General features: G+C 54.6%; 12 protein-coding genes and 2 pseudogenes. 11 read left to right on the top strand and 3 right to left on the bottom strand.

Annotated features, from left to right (window positions below; genetic code table 11):
* Positions 1-203 precede the first annotated feature (203 nt).
* The 8 genes and pseudogenes from ABEA92_RS14395 to ABEA92_RS14360 all read left to right on the top strand — a co-directional run.
* Positions 204-1,709: pseudogene (locus ABEA92_RS14395) on the top strand (MFS transporter); the annotation flags it as partial.
* 277 nt (positions 1,710-1,986) lie between these two features.
* Positions 1,987-3,816 (top strand): alpha-1,3-galactosidase-related protein, encoded by a 1,830-nt coding sequence (locus tag ABEA92_RS14390; protein WP_345684540.1) that lies wholly within the window; start codon positions 1,987-1,989, stop codon positions 3,814-3,816.
* 169 nt (positions 3,817-3,985) lie between these two features.
* Positions 3,986-5,401, top strand: coding sequence for an arylsulfatase (locus ABEA92_RS14385; RefSeq protein ID WP_345684539.1), 1,416 nt, complete (start codon positions 3,986-3,988; stop codon positions 5,399-5,401).
* Positions 5,402-5,485: 84 nt separating this feature from the next.
* Positions 5,486-6,376 carry a ThuA domain-containing protein gene (locus ABEA92_RS14380; protein ID WP_345684538.1) on the top strand — a complete coding sequence of 297 codons (891 nt, stop codon included), beginning with the start codon at positions 5,486-5,488 and terminating at the stop codon, positions 6,374-6,376.
* Between the two features lie 73 nt (positions 6,377-6,449).
* Positions 6,450-7,943 carry a sulfatase family protein gene (locus ABEA92_RS14375; RefSeq protein WP_345684537.1) on the top strand — a complete coding sequence of 498 codons (1,494 nt, stop codon included), beginning with the start codon at positions 6,450-6,452 and terminating at the stop codon, positions 7,941-7,943.
* Positions 7,944-8,120: 177 nt separating this feature from the next.
* Positions 8,121-9,332, top strand: coding sequence for a DUF3592 domain-containing protein (locus ABEA92_RS14370; protein WP_345684536.1), 1,212 nt, complete (start codon positions 8,121-8,123; stop codon positions 9,330-9,332).
* Between the two features lie 147 nt (positions 9,333-9,479).
* Positions 9,480-10,097 carry an HD domain-containing protein gene (locus ABEA92_RS14365; protein ID WP_345684669.1) on the top strand — a complete coding sequence of 206 codons (618 nt, stop codon included), beginning with the start codon at positions 9,480-9,482 and terminating at the stop codon, positions 10,095-10,097.
* Positions 10,094-10,441, top strand: coding sequence for a tRNA-binding protein (locus tag ABEA92_RS14360; RefSeq protein WP_345684535.1), 348 nt, complete (start codon positions 10,094-10,096; stop codon positions 10,439-10,441). The genes ABEA92_RS14365 and ABEA92_RS14360 overlap by 4 nt, the downstream gene beginning before the upstream one ends.
* Before the next feature lie 59 nt (positions 10,442-10,500).
* Here ABEA92_RS14360 and egtB read toward each other — a convergent pair whose 3' ends face one another.
* From egtB to ABEA92_RS14345, 3 genes are all read right to left on the bottom strand, one after another.
* Positions 10,501-11,781: an ergothioneine biosynthesis protein EgtB gene (egtB, locus tag ABEA92_RS14355; protein ID WP_345684534.1), complete on the bottom strand. Its 1,281-nt coding sequence runs from the start codon at positions 11,779-11,781 to the stop codon at positions 10,501-10,503.
* 4 nt (positions 11,782-11,785) lie between these two features.
* Complete coding sequence (gene egtD / locus ABEA92_RS14350; RefSeq protein ID WP_345684533.1) at positions 11,786-12,748, bottom strand: L-histidine N(alpha)-methyltransferase; 963 nt, start codon at positions 12,746-12,748, stop codon at positions 11,786-11,788.
* 263 nt (positions 12,749-13,011) lie between these two features.
* Complete coding sequence (locus ABEA92_RS14345; protein ID WP_345684532.1) at positions 13,012-13,824, bottom strand: SDR family NAD(P)-dependent oxidoreductase; 813 nt, start codon at positions 13,822-13,824, stop codon at positions 13,012-13,014.
* 449 nt (positions 13,825-14,273) lie between these two features.
* Here ABEA92_RS14345 and floA point away from each other — a divergent pair.
* From floA to ABEA92_RS14330, 3 genes and pseudogenes are all read left to right on the top strand, one after another.
* Positions 14,274-15,218: pseudogene (floA, locus tag ABEA92_RS14340) on the top strand (flotillin-like protein FloA); the annotation flags it as partial.
* Between the two features lie 710 nt (positions 15,219-15,928).
* Complete coding sequence (locus tag ABEA92_RS14335) at positions 15,929-16,660, top strand: proteasome-type protease (protein ID WP_345684531.1); 732 nt, start codon at positions 15,929-15,931, stop codon at positions 16,658-16,660.
* A gap of 45 nt (positions 16,661-16,705) precedes the next feature.
* Positions 16,706-17,617, top strand: a complete 912-nt coding sequence (locus tag ABEA92_RS14330; RefSeq protein ID WP_345684530.1) for a cobalamin-binding protein — start codon at positions 16,706-16,708, stop codon at positions 17,615-17,617.
* Positions 17,618-17,636 lie beyond the last annotated feature (19 nt).

Raw genomic sequence — 17,636 nt, 5'->3', positions numbered from 1 at the left:
GTTGCGATGCTCGCTTCGCCGCCGCAGCTCAGGGGTGTGCGACCAGCTGGATCACCGCAATTGCTTCTTTGGTAATAAAAGACGCCAATCTGGCCGGCATGGACTATCCCGTTGCAGGGAGAAACACGCTATTTTAGAGACAGACGGCACATCGTGGCCGATAGCGGCCGCTACGCTCCGCCGCTTCCCTTTTCCTCACAACTTATCGCTTTTTTGGAACGAATTTTATGTCCGACGGCATTGAAGTCCAATCTCACGAACCGGCAACCGACGCCACTGGCGAGGGTCAACCTCTTGAGACATCGCCGCCGAAAGTGGTCCCGCGTCAATACTTAATGGCGTTCATCTTGACGACCTGTTGTTTCGCGTTGTGGGGCTTTGCCAATGACATCACCAACCCGCTGGTGAAGGTGTTCAAAGAAGTCTTTCAGATCAGCAACACCCAGAGCTCGCTGGTTCAGTTCGCGTTTTACGGCGGCTATTTTACGATGGCGCTACCCGCCGCCTACTTCATCCGCCGTTTTTCGTACAAAGGTGCGATCATGGTGGGATTTGCGTTGTACGCGGTCGGGGCGTTGTTGAGTATTCCAGCCAGTTTGAACACGAATTTTTGGATTTTCATTGCCGGATTCTACATTCTGACCTTTGGTTTGGCGTTTTTGGAAACAAGCTGCAACCCATACATCCTTGCGATGGGACCTCCGGAAACAGCGACCCAGCGATTGAATCTAGCCCAAGCGTTCAACCCGATGGGATCGTTGACCGGCATGATCGTCGCCTCGACGATTATCGCACCGAATCTGCAGGTCGGTGAGTTCCGCGACAAAATGGAAGCCAAATTGCCCGAGGTGGTGCAGTATGTCGAGGCGGACTACGCGTCGGGATTGCCCGATTTCGATCAAGAATATGGAACATTGGACGCCGCGGTCAGCAAAGGATTGGCCAATATGCAAGTCACATCGCCCGAGACATTCCAAGCGATCCAACAACACGACCTTGGCGTCGTACGCACTCCCTACGTCGTGATCGCCTGTGTCGTAATCGGATTCTTGATCCTGTTTGCACTGACAAAAATGCCCACGTTTGCTGCGGATCAACCCGACGCTCCGGTGGGTGAATTAGCGGTTCGATTGTTTGGCAAAGCCCATTATCGCGAAGGCGTCATCGCACAGGCGTTTTACGTGGGAGCCCAAATCACATGTTGGACTTTCATCATTCACTATGGAATGGAACAAGTCGGACTATCGCTTGCCCAGGCACAAACGTGGAACATCGCCGCGATGGTCATCTTTTTGGTTAGCCGATTCGTATGCACGTTCATGCTGAAATTTGTTAGCCCTGGAAAACTGTTGGCATCGCTGGCGGTGGCTGCAGCGATCTTGACCTTTGGTGCCATCATGCTGCAAGGCAAAACGGGACTGATCTGCTTGGTGCTGATCTCGGCTTGTATGTCGCTTATGTTCCCGACGATCTACGGCATTGCCCTAAAAGGATTACCAGCCGAGGAAGCCAAACTGGGCTCAGCTGGTTTGATCATGGCGATCGTCGGTGGAGCCCTGTTGCCGCTGATGCAAGGTTGGTTTATCGACACGATTGGCGTTCGCAACTCGTTTTACCTACCGCTGATCTGCTTTGTCGCGATTGCCATCTTCGGCGTTCGCACCTTCACGCGATTCGAAAAAGAATCGAACTTCCAAACCGCAGCATAGGACCGTCCGAAGCATCATTGACGGCGTTTTCCGTAGTGGATGAGGTAACGAGTCCTTTTTGGCTGAATGAAGCTACAGGATTCAAAACCTCGTCCGCTACCATCGCGCCATCGATGGTTCCAAACGTCCTGAGTGTTGCAGGTCGGCGTTTGCAAAATCACGCCCCACTACGACTGGGTACGTTCCAACAAACTCGTCAAAGATTCCGCGAACGAATAAACATCGAAGTGATGCACATCGAATAACCTGAGTCCCTCCCATCGCAGAGACGAACACGATGAAATTCAGATGGTATTGTTGGCTCGCCGCCTTGATTCCAATCGCGTTGATGCCGCAGACCCAGGCCGAAGAAATCAACGTCGCTGATCATGGCGTTCTGCCCGGCGAAGATGCGACCTACCCCCTGCTTCGCTTGATCCAATCGGTCGAAGGCGAAAGCGACATTACACTTGTCTTTCCCAAGGGCACGTATCGATTCGCCCCCGACAATGCCCTTGAACAATTTCGCGCCGTCTCGAACCACGACAATAGTTTGAAACGAATGGGTTTCCCGCTGTTTGGTTTCAAGAACATCACTATCGACGGCGGCGGTTCGACGTTTCTGTTTCATGGACGGATCAGCCCGATCGTGATCGATAGCAGCAGCGGGGCAACGCTTCAAAATTTCTCAATCGACTGGGACCGTCCGTTTCATAGCGAGCTAACCGTCGTCGAAAACAACAAAGGCGATGACACATTTACGGTCGAAGTGGATCGCGATCGTTATCCGTACACAATCAAACATGGCGAGGTCCTGTTTGACCGCGATGGTTGGAGCGACCCTTTTGGATCGAACATTGTGTTTGATCCCAAAACCCAGTCGCCCATTTACGACACAAAAAAATATATTGTTAACTACTCCAAACCGGTCAAGGTGACCGCTGTTGGCAAGAACCGGATTCGCTTCCATGCCAACGGACGGGCGCTGCCTCCGGTCGGATCGGTATTGATCACTTACGGGGTGAATCCAACCAGCCGTCTGTGCCCAGCAATTCACGTTGCCAATTCCCGTGACATTCACATCGAAAATGTGACGGTTCATGCGGCGGGTGGGATGGCATTGATTGCCGAACGGACCGAGAACGTCACGCTTGAAAAGATGGTCGTCACCTCAACATCCGATCGGCTGGTCGCCACCCGCGCCGACGCCACACACTTTGTCGGATGTCGAGGCACCGTCAAACTGGAAAACTGCTTGTTCGAACACATGCTTGATGACGGCATCAACGTTCACGGTGCCTTCGTTAAAATCGAAGAGTATCTAGGTGACAACCGATTCATCGGTGCGATCAGCCATCCACAGCAATGGGGGCTGATGTTCGCCGCCCCAGGTGACAAGGTTGCCATCCTGTCTCGCGAAACCGTCCTGCCATTTCATCAAACCTCGGTCGAAAAAATCGAGGTCCTAAATGAAGAACGATTTATCGTCACGGTTTCGGATGTCCCCGACGATCTGCCAGACGGTCCGCTGTCAATGGAAAATCTGACTTGGTATCCCGACGTGGTCATGAAACACAACACCATTCGCCAGAACCGTGCACGTGGGGCATTGATCACGACCAAGGGCAAAGTATTGATCGACAGTAACTATTTTTCTTCGCAGATGCACGGCATCTTGATCGAAGGCGACAACAAGAAATGGTACGAATCCGGTGGCGTCCAAGATGTCACGATTTCGAACAATGTTTTCGACAACATTGGCTTCGAAGGAGGTCCGGTCTACCCGTTACTTGCTTCTCCGCTATTGACGGACGAACAACGAATGGGCGAAGGACATTTCCACCGCAATATCCGCTTCCTCAATAACACCATCCGCAGCTTCAATGGCTTGGTGGCTCAGACGCGATCGGTCAGCGGGTTGACGATTGCCGGCAACACATTGGAATTTAGTAGCGATTACCCCGCCAATTCCGAGTATCCGTCGATCGACCTGCATTATTGCGATAACGCGCAAATCGTCGACAATACCGCCACCGGGTTTGACCACGCCCTGACGATCGCGCAGTCCGCCGACTCGACCGATGTCGAAATCAAAGACAACATTGGCTTTCAAGCCGAGAGCAAATAGCGACGCCGAACTGCTGAAAACGGAACGAGCGAGCTAAGATTTTAATTAATCTATTAGCGTGCAGATCTCTTCAGCGTGCAGTCACTTTAGCAAGCAGGTTTCGCTCTCGCCTCGTGCCCGCCGTGCGGTCGCTAGTTCCTACCCCCAAAATCTCTCTCTCAGGAATCTCATGAAATCGCTTCTCATTTGCCTACTCCAGTGCTGCCTAGCCAACCTGGTGGCCGTCGCAGTATTAGCGGATGAACCACGCACCCCCAATGTGATTTACATCCTTGCCGACGACCTCGGTTACGGCGACCTCAGCTGTTATGGGCAAACCAAGTTCGAGACTCCCAACATTGATGCATTGGCCCAGCGGGGGATGCGTTTCACCCAGCACTATTCTGGCAGCACCGTTTGTGCCCCGTCGCGGTGTGCCCTGTTGACCGGACTTCACACTGGCCACACGGTAGTGCGCGGCAATGCGGAAGTTTCGCCCGAAGGCCAGGAACCGATGCCCGCAGATACCTACACCGTGGCAAAGCATCTGCAAGCTGCTGGATACAAGACCGGCCTCTTTGGCAAATGGGGATTGGGAGCCCCCGGCTCCGTCAGCGAGCCGTTGAAGATGGGGTTTGACCGTTTCTATGGATACAACTGTCAGCGAATTGCCCACTGCTACTACCCCGCATTTCTGTGGAACGACCAAGAGCGTCAATTGCTCTGGGGTAACGTCGCGTCACACAAACATGATTACGCACCGGATTTGATCCATGATCAAGCATTGAAATTTATTCGTGACAACAAAGACCAGCCGTTTTTCTGTTACTACGCCGCCATCCAGCCACACGCCGATATGGTCGCGCCGGAATCGTACATGAAAAAGTACCGGGGCAAATTTCCGCCCGAGACAGAGTACCCCGACGACTATTATTTGGGGCAGCCCGAACCGCATGCTGCGTTTGTCGCGATGGTCAATGTGCTGGACGATTATGTTGGCGAGCTCACCGCGGAACTGGAGCGATTGGGGATTGCAGAGGACACGCTGGTGATTTTCTCGTCCGACAATGGGCCTCACCAAGAAGGGGGCCATGCCCCCGACTATTTCGATTCCAACGGCCCGTTCACCGGGCTGAAACGCGATCTCTACGAAGGGGGGATTCGAGTACCGATGATCGCCGCTTGGCCCACCAAAATCGAAGCGGGAAGTGTCTCGGACGAAATTTCGGCGTTCTGGGATTTTTTGCCGACGATGGCCGATTTGGTCGACCGACCGCTGCCTGGCAAAACCGATGGCGTTTCGATCCTGCCCACGCTGCTTGGAAAACCGGAACAACAGCAAGAACGTGATTACCTCTACTGGGAATTTCTCGAGAAAAAGGGGCGTGTGGCCATTCGCAAGGGCAAATGGAAAGGGGTTCGCTACAATGTCGATCTCGATCCAAAATCGCCCATCGAACTGTATGATTTGTCCGTCGATCCCGGCGAAAAGAACAATGTCGCCGCCCAACATCCCGAACAGGCGGCCGAGTTGAGTAAGCTGATCTCCGAGGCGCGAACCATGTCGACGAATCCGCGATTTAACTTTCAATACCAACGCAAGTAAACTGAGTCGTGGCCACGTCGCTCGCTTTACGGCTTCACTGACATTCCCGAAATTTCCCACCCTTTGTGTTACGAGACACCTTTGATGAAAATCTCTCCCATCCGCCTGCTGACCCTAGTCGCCACCCTCACGCTGGGGTCGCTGCAAAGCCCCTCGATCGCAACGGCGGAAGAGGCAGCCAAGAAAGCCGAGCCGCTGAAGGTGCTGCTGGTCGCCGGCGGTTGTTGCCACGACTACGCGACGCAAACGAAGTTGCTGAAGCAAGGCATCGAAGAACGGCTGAATGCCGAAGTCACCGTCGAGCTGAGTGAGAGCACCACCACCACCGCCCGTTTTGACATCTACGAATCCGATGATTGGGCCAAGGGATACGATGTCATTGTGCACGATGAATGTTCCGCCAACGTGATCGAGCGGCCTTACGTCGATCGCATCCTGGCTGCGCATCGCAACGGCACTCCGGCCGTCAATCTGCACTGTGCGATGCACAGCTACCGTTGGGGTGATTTCAAATCGCCCGTGCAGCCCGGCGCCGACAACGCGGGTTGGTACGAAATGCTTGGGCTGCAATCGACAGGCCACGGCCCTAAATTGCCCATCGATGTGCTGAGCACCGATTCGACACACCCGATCATGAAAGGGTTCGAGAATTGGACAACGATCAACGAAGAACTGTACAACAACATCCGTGTGTTTGCCGGTGCGAGTGCCCTGATCGAAGGCAAACAAATGATGCCGCCAAACAAGAAGCAACTGAAGCAGAATCCCGATGCGACGGCCACGGAATCGACCGCAGTGATCGCATGGACCAATCACTACGGTCCTCAGAAAACCAAGATCTTCAGCACCTCGCTTGGTCACCAAAACGACACCGTCGCCGATGCTCGCTACATGGACGTCGTTGTTCGAGGCATTTTGTGGGTCACCGACAACTTGGACGCGGACGGTAAGGCCAATCCAGAGGTGACGAAGTAGTGCGGCTGATGATGGTCATTACCGATATGGCCTAAAGCGTGCATGCGGTTCGTCTTAGACACCATTCCTCACCATGAATGAAATTCATCCTCAACCAATGCCACCGACACCACGACGCTTGTTTCGCATGATCGCGTGCCTCTTTGCCCTCGCATCCTTGATGCTTGGCAGTGCGATGGCGGACCAGCGCCCGAACGTTCTGTGGATCGTTTTGGATGATCTCGGGCCCGAGATTGGCTGTTTTGGAACGCCTCACGTTTCAACGCCCGCGATGGATCGGTTGTGCAGCGAAGGCGTTCGCTATACGCAGTGTTACTCGACGTCGCCGGTCTGCTCGTCGTCGCGGAGTGCGTTGGTCACCGGCATGTATCAAACCTCGATTGGCGCACACCACCATCGCACGCGGCAAATGAAGCCGTTGCCTGAGGGCGTGCAAACGGTGATGCAGCAGTTTGGCGATGCAGGCTATTTTGTCTGTGACCTGAAGCCTCCGGGGGTCAAAGGCAAAGCCAAGCGGGACTACAACTTCATCGCCGACGACGACCTATTTCACGGTAACGATTGGTCGCAGCGTCGCGACGGGCAACCGTTTTTTGCTCAGGTGCAAATCCACGAGCCTCATCGCCCGTTTGTCCAAGACGGCGATCCCGAGCGGGCCGACAAACTAACGTTGCCGCCCAACGTTCCCGATCATCCGGTGACCCGCGCCGACATGGCGAACTATTTGGCATCGGTGGAAAAGGGTGACAAGCATGTCGCGGCCATCTTAGATCGTTTGGATGCCGAAGGATTGCGTGAAAACACGTTGATCATGCTCTTTGGCGATCACGGTCGGCCTCATGTTTGGGGCAAACAGTGGCTTTACGACGAAGGGATCCATACGCCACTGATCGTTGCCGGACCGATGATCGATAATCCAGGCACAAGCAGCGATGCCCTTGTCAGTCTGATCGACGTGGCTCCGACGTGTTTACGTGCTGCTAACATCACGCCGCACGCTCGCACCGAGGGCGTCAATATTCTGGCTGCCGATTTCAAAGGACGCGAATTTGTATTTGCCGCTCGCGATCGCTGTGGTGAAGCTGCCGACCGCATCCGCGCCATCCGAGACACACGGTACAAGTACATCCGCAACTTTCACCCCGACCGCCCTTATACGCAAACCAGCAGCTACAAGCAGCTCTCTTATCCGGTGGTCACGCTATTGGAAGTGCTGCACGCCGAAGGCAAACTCGCCCCGGAAGCGGCACGCATGATGCAAAAAACGCGCCCCGCCGAGGAACTGTACGACTTATCAGCGGATCCCGACGAACTGCACAACCTTGCCGAGAATCCCGAATATCAATCCACACTCAAGCGAATGCGAACTCAGCTGAATCAGTGGATTGAAACGAGCGGTGACCAAGGGGCGATCCGCGAAGGCGATCAAGCCTATCATGATGCGATCACTGCTGAAAAAAGAAAGTGGTATGAAAACACGCAGCGAAAACGCGGACTCGACCCGAACGTTTCCGCCGACCAGTATCTCGAATGGTGGAAAAAGGAACTGCGGCTCTCGACGCCCTAACCATCGAAGGTCCGCGGACCGCCAAAGATTGGCGTCTTTGCGACTACAACAAAGCTGCGTGGCAATGTGTCAATTGAAAGAACTCAGATCCTCGCGCCCTGATTGTTGCGTTACGCTGCCTGAGGCCTTGATCGCTCGCTCTTTTGATTCACACCGCTGACAACCTGGACGATTCGCATGGCCGCTGAGACCACCGAGACGCTCGAAATCGATCTTTCCGAAATGTTCGCCGGCCCCGTCTCCGTTACGGTGCATCAGCAATCACAGTTTGGTGATGCCCATTTGCACGTGGTCACAATGGGATACACCCGCGAGAATCGGTCGAGTGATGGGCCAACCACGACCAGTCATGTTCGCCAATCCGCTGTTGTATTGGTAGAGTCTGATCTGGATCTTCCTCAATTTGATTTAGCTCCGAAACCCAAGGGGATGGCCGGCAAAATGCTCTCGCTGCTTAGTTCTGCGGGGCTGCGCGGACTGGGCACGCTGGACTTTGCTGATTCCCCCCAATTCGCCGACCACTATCACTTGACCGCCTGGGCTGAATCACCGGTGCGGTTGATGTTCACTCGCAAACTACGTGATTTTTTGATCCAGCACCCAGGCTGGAACGTCAAAGGCCAGGGCCGGTACTTGGTCGTTTTTCGTCACAACGAGGTGATGAAGCAAACCGACCAGAAGGACTTTGTGCAAACGGCATTGGCGATCGCCGAAAAAATACAACAAGGCGAAGAAACACTTGACGCTCATCCAGACGTACACCGCGAAACACGAATTGAGGATGTCCAGGCGACAGCCGATCGGATGGGCGGTTTGGCAGGCACGTTACTGAAAAACCAACTGCGTAAATTGGCGGTCACCCGCGATCAATTGGACACATTCCTCGCTGAATCGCGACCGCGGACCCTGCCGCCGGGAATGAAAGCACAAGTGCTCGGCAACACTCTACCAGTCGTTTTGTTCGGCATCGTCTTTCTGATGGCAGGAATTGCGATTGGCATTACCGCACTCGCGATTGGTGATGCAGAGAACCGACGCATTGGGACGGTGATGCTGGTGGTCTTGCCGTTGGTCGGCGGCATCATGCTGTATGTCGCACAGCGATTCCGCTGGCGTAAAGTACGTGTTTGTCGACATGGCGATCTAGTGCATGGCGTTGTCAAAGATGTCAAACGCACAAGCACCACTGTGAACAACCAACGTCGCCATCATGTCCTATTCGAGTTCGATCACTTGGGACGCCCCCACACGGCAACCGTCAATGCGTATGGGATCAGCGTTAAACGAGCCGAAGGCTTTCGTGATCGTGGTGAATCGTTGCGGATCCTGGTCGATCCCAACAACACCTCCCATATCCTCTGTCCCGAACTGCTGATTCTCTGGGAATAAAACGCGACAAGCTTCAAGCCGCTCGAAACTCTTGGCGAGTTTCGCTACGATCATTCGAAACGATCGGCCCGTTTCGCTACGATCGGTTCGCGAAGTAAGGCTGCGTCAAATAACCGCCTGGACGCCTATCGGAGAGTTAGGACGATGATGACCGAAACGGAAATCGTAGAGCGAGTGCAGTGTCTTGTTTGCCAACGGATGGCGGGACAACAGGCCGGACATGATGTCGATCATGTGTTGCGTGTACTCAAATCGGCTCGTGAAATTCAAGCGGAAGTCGGCGGCGATCGCTTTGTCGTCGAATTGGCAGCACTGCTACATGATCTTGGCGATGCGAAATTTCACGACGGCCAAGAGCGAAGTGCCGAATTTGCACGCGATATTTTGTCCAAGCATTCCGTCGACCCCAGCACCATCGAGCACGTCGCGACGATTGTTGATACCATTTCGTTTCGCAAGGCTGCCGATCCCGCCACACTTTCACTCGAGGCCAAGATCGTGCAAGACGCCGATCGGCTCGACGCGCTCGGGGCGATCGGTATCGTCAGGACGATCGAGTACGGTGCCGCCATCGGACAACCTTTCTACCTGTCGGATAACCCAGGTGGAAAACACAAAACAGCAATCGACCACTTTGACGAGAAACTTTTTAAGCTACATGATCTGCTGAACACCGATGCGGCTCGCCGAATTGCAGGCCAACGCGAGCAATTCATGCGAACGTTCTTAGACCAATTCCGACACGAATGTGGTGAGACAGAATGAGTCATCAAAACACCATCAGCTGGGACGATTTCGAACAAGTCGAACTGTGTGCGGGAACGATCGTCGCAGTATTGGATTTCCCCGAAGCCAGGAAGCCAGCGTACAAGGTAACGGTCGATTTTGGACCAAAGATTGGTGTCAAGCGAACCAGTGCTCAGATCACGTCGCTTTACACCAAAGACGAACTGTTGGGCCGTCAAATCATCGGGGTTGTGAATTTTCCCGTCAAACAGATCGGCCCCTTTCTATCCGAGTTTTTGATCGTCGGTTTCTATCGTGACGATGGCTCGGTCGTGTTGGCGGTCCCCGACAAATCGATCGACAACGGCGCCAAGTTGGCGTAAACGGATGCAGCGGGGCTTATTGGAAAACCTTAGGCCGCAGGCTCAATCTTTCGATCGGATCAATCGTCGGCGAGCCGGATGCCGGTGAATTGCCAACGTGCTTCGGGTGGAAAGAAGTTGCGATAGGTATCGCGGATATGGTTGCTTGACGTCGCGACACTGCCGCCTCGCAATACATATTGATTGCACATGAATTTGCCGTTGTATTCGCCTACCGCGCCGGCGGGCGGTCGATAGCCGGGATAGCCTGCATAACTGCTGCAGGTCCATTGCCACACGCCGCCCATCAATCCGGCTGGCGATCGCGTCGGATGAATGCACTTGTTTTGCTTCATCAACACATCCGCAAACGGCTCTTGTTCGAGCGATACGTCAGACGAACGATTCGCGATCTGACACGCCGCTTCCCACTGAAACTCGGTAGGCAACCGTTTGCCTGCCCAGCGAGCGAAGGCATCGGCTTCGAAATAGCTGACATGTGTAACGGGCCAATCAGGGTCGACGGGGACCAATCCTGCGAGCGTGAATTGGTGCCAGCGACCATCTTGTTGCACCCAATACAGCGGGGCATCCCAATTGTCCTGCTGAACGGTTGCCCAGCCCATCGACAACCAAAACTCGGGTCGCTCGTAGCCGCCGTCTTGGACAAATTCCAAGAATTCGCCGTTGGTGACAAGCGTCGTTGCAATCGAGGTCGCATGCAAATGAGTCGCATGCCGCGGCGATTCGTTGTCATAGGCAAAACCGTCGCCTTCATGCCCAATGTCATGCATCCCATCGGGTACTTCGATCCATCGCTCCGCCCGCTCCGCCACTGCACGATCAAACGGATCGTCACGATAGATTGGCCACGTCGGATTGCATGACAACATGTGCTTGGCGTCAGTCAGCATCAACTCTTGGTGCTGCTGTTCGTGATTGATCCCAATCTGTAATAACTCGGCATTCTGGGTCGCGAAATCATCGCACCCCAGACGTCTCGACATTTCTCGATCGACATGGTTGCGATAATCCTCGACCTGCTGCATCCCGGGACGAGAGATCAGCCCCCGACGCGACCGAGGATACTGGCGACCGATCGAGTTGTAGTACGAATTGAACAAAAAATTGAACTCGGGATCGAATTCGCGATAGTCCGACTGAGTCCGCAGGATGAAGGTTTCGAAAAACCACGTGGTATGCGCAAGGTGCCACTTCGTGGGACTCGCGTCGTCCATCGACTGAACGGTGCAGTCTTCCGCCGACAAAGGCTGAGCAATCTGGTCGGTAAAAGATCGCGTTGCGAGGTAGGACGCACGAAGTTGTTCCCCCGGCGACAGGGCAGCAGCAGTACTACTCATGTGTCTATTCAATAACGAGGTGCAAGACTGCGAAATAGTTCTGTGGATCGGTCCAGGATTTGTGAAGCTGGAATCCGTACTGGCGAGCGAACTTCGCAAATCCGTCTACGGTGTACTTGTGAGAATACTCGGTCAGAATGCCTTCGCCCGCAGCAAACTCGATCGCATGGTCGCCAATGGAAACCACTTGATCTTCAAGACTGACAATGCTGATTTCAATTCGGTGGTGCAGGGTGTTGTAAACAGCGCGATGTTGGAAGCGATCACAATCAAAATTACCCCCGAGTTCGCGATTGATTCGGCTCAGCAGATTTAGACTAAACGCAGCCGTGACCCCTTCGCGATCATCGTAGGCGGCATGCAAAACGTCGAGATCTTTTTGCAGATCGATACCAATCAACAATCCACCTTGTTGCCCCAGCATTGCAGCCATTTGCTGCAACAGTTTACCAGCTTGCGGCGGAGTGAAGTTGCCGATCGTGGACCCAGGAAAGTAAAACGCAACGTGTGACGCAGGCGGCTCACAATCGGGTAGCGTAAACGGTTGGGTAAAGTCGGCGACGACGGGCAGGACCTTCAAGTCCGGGTAGGCTAATCGCAATTGTTCGGCAGTGTTCAGCAAGTGCTCTTCCGAGATATCGACAGGCACGTAGGCAGCAGGACGCGACAGCGAATCAAGTAACACACGCGTTTTCAAACTGCTTCCGCTGCCATATTCCACCAACATCACATCGGTATCAATTTGATGAGCGATCGATGACGCATTCTGTTGCATGATCGCCAACTCGGTACGCGTTACATAGTACTCATCCAGTTCGCAGATTTGATCAAACAGATGCGAGCCACGCTCGTCATACAAGTATTTACTAGGCAGCGATTTGTGGGGACGCGAGAGCCCGTCCAACACATCGTCGAGAAACGTATCCACTCGGACAGCAGTGGACTGCACAACGTTGGCTTGATTCATGTTCGTCAACTCTCGCTCGCGCCGAGGCAGCGTTTGAAGGGGCTTGCAAAGAAGTCAAAGCAGTGACATCACGCGGGTACTATTTTCAGCATAGACCCGCGGGCAAGCAGAGCACAAACTATGCCAACCGCAGCAGTGCCAGTAGCGATACCGGAGGAACGCCGGAGATCCCGGGAAATACAGCGAAATTAGTCAACAAATAAAATTTGGATGAATAAATAACGCTGGTCGACAAGCGGTCATCCCACGGCGGTTTCGCGACATTAGAAGATTGCGTTGACCGTGCCACCGTCGACGCGGAGCGCGGCACCGGTGATCGCAGAAGCCTGCTCTGATGCAACAAACACACACATATTCGCGATCTCGTCGACCGTTTCAAACCGCTGGATCAATGAGGTTGGACGGACTTGTTCAAAGAACTCGGTCTCGACCTGCTCGCGCGTCTTGTTTCCATCACGGGCCAAGTCATCGACAAATTGCGACACCCCTTCCGATGCCGTCGGCCCAGGCAAAATCGCATTGACCGTGACTCCCGTTGCCGCGACGGTAGCGGCAAGCCCACGCGAAATCGACAGTAACGCCGTTTTGGTCATCCCGTAATGAATCATCTCTGTGGGGATCGCGATTGCCGACTCGGATGAAATAAATTGAACACGCCCCCAACCGCGATCCACCATCCCCGGCGTGTAGTGACGTGACATTCGAATCGCACTCATCACATTGGTCTGAAAGAAGCGTTCCCAATCCTCATCCGGAATTTCAAAATACGGCTTCGGTTCGAAGATGCCGAGGTTGTTGATCAAAATGTCAGCCTGAGGTGCCTCGGCAACAAAATGCTTGAAGCCATCGACTGTCGCAAGATCCGCGGCGACGCCACGGATCGAACCGCTGTCCCCCCGATCAAGTTCCTTCAGTTCGCCTTCGAGCTTCTTGATTGCCTGGTCGACTCGCGCTTGGCTGCGTCCATTAATGACCACGCCCGCCCCGGCAGCAGCCAGCCCCTTTGCGATCGCGTAACCAATTCCCGCAGTCGAGCCCGTCACAACGGCTGTCTTGTTTTCTAATCTAATATGCATCGATTCTTTCTCCCAAAATGTGTCTTTAGATGGCAATGGTCACGCACGATCCCAACACGCCAAAAAAGACACCGTACGGCAAGAATAAATGGTGGGGTGCACAGCATGGACCAAAGCGGGACCGGTATCGGCCCCGCACTGCGGTGTCGCTCGCGGGCGCGAGGTACCCGAGGGGCATTGCATTTTGGCGTTTTAGCCCTAGGATTCTAGATAGAGAGGTGTGGTAGCCAACGCCCCCGCGAAACCCTGGTTTCTTCGGCAACGCTTAACACACACATTCTTCAATCAACCTCTCTTCGCGAGCCGCATGTATCGCAGGTTTTGATTGAAACTTGACTGCGTTCAAGGCATTGGTTCTTTGGATGAGTCGCCGGTGGGCTGCCCAACAAAAGGTGGCGGTTGTGTTCGATTTCGTCGCGGAAATAGAGCTTCCCAGTTTTGGGCAAGCGATGGTGGGATTGGGCGTCGTCGCAATCGTCTTAGGCTTGCTGATCGTTGCGATCTCCGCCAAGTGGGGCTCGTATTGGATCCAAGCCTACATGTCGGGCGCCGACATCTCGATGACCAGCTTGATTGCGATGAGCTTCCTTCGCATCGAACATCGCTTGATCGTCACCGCAAAAATCATGGCACGGCAAGCCGGTTTGTCCATCGATCGCAATACCGGAATGAGCACCAATCGATTACAAGCCCACCACTTGGCGGGCGGCGATGTGATGAATGTGGTGCAGGCGCAAATCGCAGCGCACCGCGCGGGGATTGACTTGGATTTTGATCGTGCCGCGGCGATTGACCTCGCTGGCCGAGACGTGTTGTTGGCGGTGCAAACAAGCGTGTCACCCAAAGTCATCCACTGCCCTCGCAACGATAGCGGCGGATCGCATACGTTGAGCGCCGTGGCAAAAAATGGAGTGGAGTTGCGAGTCGGTGCACGCGTGACGGTACGAACCAATTTGGAACAATTGATTGGGGGGGCAACCGAAGAAACCATTATCGCTCGCGTGGGCCAAGGCATTATCACCGCGATCGGATCTGCTGAATCGCACATGGATGTACTGGAGATGCCATCGACGATCTCCAAAGGCGCCATCACCCACGGCTTGGATAGCAACACCGCATTCGCGATCGTTTCGATCGACATCTACGACATCGACGTCGGTGAGAACATCGGCGCTCGATTGCAAAGTGACCAAGCCGATGCTGACACCCGGATCGCTCGCGCGTTGGCCGAAGGACGTCGCGCCGAAGCGGTCGCACTCGAACAGAAAATGAGGGCGAATGTCAGCCGCAACCGAGCCGCATTCGTGTTGGCCGAAGCAAAAGTCCCCGCGGCATTGGCCGATGCGTTTCGCGCCGGACCGCTTCGTCGTCTGCCTAACGGTTCGTCTTCGGAACGCCCTGGCAGTCCCCCACGCCCCGGCAGTACCCCGGCGCGGTTGAACGATCATTCTAATCCACGCTCCCCTACACCCCCAACGACTACGATGAATACGACTCCTGTTGCGACGCCCTACTACGTGCTGATTTTCGACAAATCACGCATCGGCCCCACCTTGACTGCCGCCGAGTCGGCGTCCAGCTATCAAGTCATCTATGGTTTCTCGGACAAAAAACCGTACGACACCTTTTGTGCCAATAGCCCACGTCCGTTGACTCCATACCCGCTCGTCAAAGGCTACCTGCAGAGCCAGATCGAAATGGCCCCCGACGTCATCCATTTGGTCGTCGTGGACGCCACCGGGCCGCACGACGCTGTGCTGTATGCCGCAACCATGCAGTCGGTCTTTGATTCCCAGAAAACGCAAAACCCGCAGGTCACCGCCTCGTTTCGCTTGACGCTGAACGCTGACAACGAATCCTACGCTGTCCAGCCGCTTGACGAGCCCGCGTTGCTTTAACAAAAAGCTGGCATAGACTTCCAGCCTGTCATCCTATAACGCCTCCTTAGGTTTGGTACGCTGGAATCGATGCCGAAAGTCTTGCGACTATCGCTACAGAAGCCTGTCATCCAATGACAGGCTGAAAGCCTATCCCAAATTGGAACAGATTGTGCACTGCCTGGTCGGTTTTCCGTTCCTTCTCTCGATTTAGTGTAGGCATTCTCGTGACGTTTTGTATCGGCATCCAAGTACGCGATGGAATCGTAGCACTGGCGGACACACGCATTACCCGTGGCAGTGAACAGGTCAACAAACAAAAGTTAGCCGAGTTCCAGCACGGGGACGCGTCGCTGTTCACGATGACCAGCGGGCTGCGCTCGGTTCGCGACAAGACGTTGATCTACGTCGAAGAAACCTTGCGACAAGGGCAAACGCCAGTCGATCGTCTCTACCAATTCGCCAATCTGTTTGGCGAACAACTCCGACGCGTTCGTAATGAAGACGGCCCCTCGCTATCCTCGACCGGACATACGTTTAACATGCACGCGATCATCGGCGGCTGTTTGCTGGCCGACCAATCGCCGCAATTGTTCTACGTTTATCCCGAAGGCAATTGGGTCGAAGCCGCGATGGATTCCCCCTACTTTATGATCGGGCGAACCTATTACGGCAAACCGATTTTGGATCGATTGTTGAACTATGAAACCTCGTTGCGGTCGGCCGTGGCGTTGGCACTGCTGGCCTTTGACGCGACGCGAACCAGCGTGACGGACGTCGACTATCCGATCGATGTGGCAGTCATCCCAAATCATTCGCGACACCCGCAATTCCAGCGGTTCACCGAATCCGATCTGGCAGAAACGACTCAGTGGTGGTCCGAAGTGCTCACCCATTCGTTGGCCTCGATGCCGATGCGATGGGCCGACTCGCTGCTCGGATTGCAAAGCGGTCAGTGATCTGTAACGATTTCGATCTCGTTACAAGAATCCTGCGGAACTGCCATGCGAATCATCTCTCTTCTGCCCAGCGCGACTGAAATTGTCTGCGGCCTGGGGCTTCGCGATCAACTCGTCGGCGTCACGCACGAATGCGATTACCCCGCCGACGTTGCCGAATTGCCGAAAGTCACCCAGACGTTGATCCCGCACGATGCGTCCAGCGGTGAAATCGATTCGTTGGTTCGCGAACGACTCAAAACCGAAAGGGCTCTCTATTCGCTCGATATGGCGGTCGTGGAGCGTCTGCGGCCCGATTTGATTGTCACCCAAGCCCTCTGTGATGTGTGTGCAGTGGCGGAAAGCGAAGTTCAATCGGCAGCCTGCTCGTTGCCGGGCACGCCGCGTGTGATCAATCTCGAGCCCACCTCGTTCGCTGACGTGATGCAGTGCATTCGCCAAGTTGGTGAGGCGGCAGGATGCCTATCAAGGGCAGAGGCGTACATCGCTCAATTGCAGCAGCGTGTCGACGCGGTGGCTGCGCGATCCGCGCCGATCAAAACACGACCAAGCGTGATGCTGCTGGAATGGATCGATCCACCGTTTTGCGCAGGCCACTGGAGTCCCGAACTGGTGTCGCTCGCGGGCGGTCGCGAAGCGATCGGAGTCGCCGGAGAGCGTTCGGTCACCACCGCATGGGACCAGATCGTCGCGGCGAATCCCGAGGTGTTGATGATCGCCTGCTGCGGTTTTGACATCGAGCGAACGATGCAAGATGTCCCGATCCTCAAATCGTATCCCGGTTGGGAAACGCTCGCGTGCGTCAAAAACGATCGTGTCTATGCCGTCGATGGATCGGCCTATTTCAGTCGCCCTGGACCTCGATTGGTCGACAGTCTCGAGATCCTTGCGAATGCATTGCATGAAACGGTCCATCCGCTTCCCCACGGGTTGCCCGCGGCTCAGAAAGTCAGGTAGCGATTCTTGCGAGGACGTC

Origin of the sequence: Novipirellula caenicola (assembly GCF_039545035.1) — a bacterium.
Lineage (GTDB): Bacteria > Planctomycetota > Planctomycetia > Pirellulales > Pirellulaceae > Novipirellula > Novipirellula caenicola.
The sequence above is the reverse complement of the archived record's forward strand: the minus strand, read 5'-3'. Positions and strand labels throughout refer to the sequence as shown.

Bases quoted from the DNA above. Each gene is read 5' to 3' on its own strand.
- ABEA92_RS14385 (WP_345684539.1), top strand. From the start codon at position 3,986: ATGAAATCGCTTCTCATTTGCCTACTCCAGTGCTGCCTAGCCAACCTG.
- egtB (WP_345684534.1), bottom strand. From the start codon at position 11,781: ATGAGTAGTACTGCTGCTGCCCTGTCGCCGGGGGAACAACTTCGTGCG.
- egtD (WP_345684533.1), bottom strand. From the start codon at position 12,748: ATGAATCAAGCCAACGTTGTGCAGTCCACTGCTGTCCGAGTGGATACG.
- ABEA92_RS14345 (WP_345684532.1), bottom strand. From the start codon at position 13,824: ATGCATATTAGATTAGAAAACAAGACAGCCGTTGTGACGGGCTCGACT.
- ABEA92_RS14390 (WP_345684540.1), top strand. From the start codon at position 1,987: ATGAAATTCAGATGGTATTGTTGGCTCGCCGCCTTGATTCCAATCGCG.
- ABEA92_RS14380 (WP_345684538.1), top strand. From the start codon at position 5,486: ATGAAAATCTCTCCCATCCGCCTGCTGACCCTAGTCGCCACCCTCACG.
- ABEA92_RS14370 (WP_345684536.1), top strand. From the start codon at position 8,121: ATGGCCGCTGAGACCACCGAGACGCTCGAAATCGATCTTTCCGAAATG.
- ABEA92_RS14360 (WP_345684535.1), top strand. From the start codon at position 10,094: ATGAGTCATCAAAACACCATCAGCTGGGACGATTTCGAACAAGTCGAA.
- ABEA92_RS14365 (WP_345684669.1), top strand. From the start codon at position 9,480: ATGACCGAAACGGAAATCGTAGAGCGAGTGCAGTGTCTTGTTTGCCAA.
- ABEA92_RS14375 (WP_345684537.1), top strand. From the start codon at position 6,450: ATGAATGAAATTCATCCTCAACCAATGCCACCGACACCACGACGCTTG.
- ABEA92_RS14330 (WP_345684530.1), top strand. From the start codon at position 16,706: ATGCGAATCATCTCTCTTCTGCCCAGCGCGACTGAAATTGTCTGCGGC.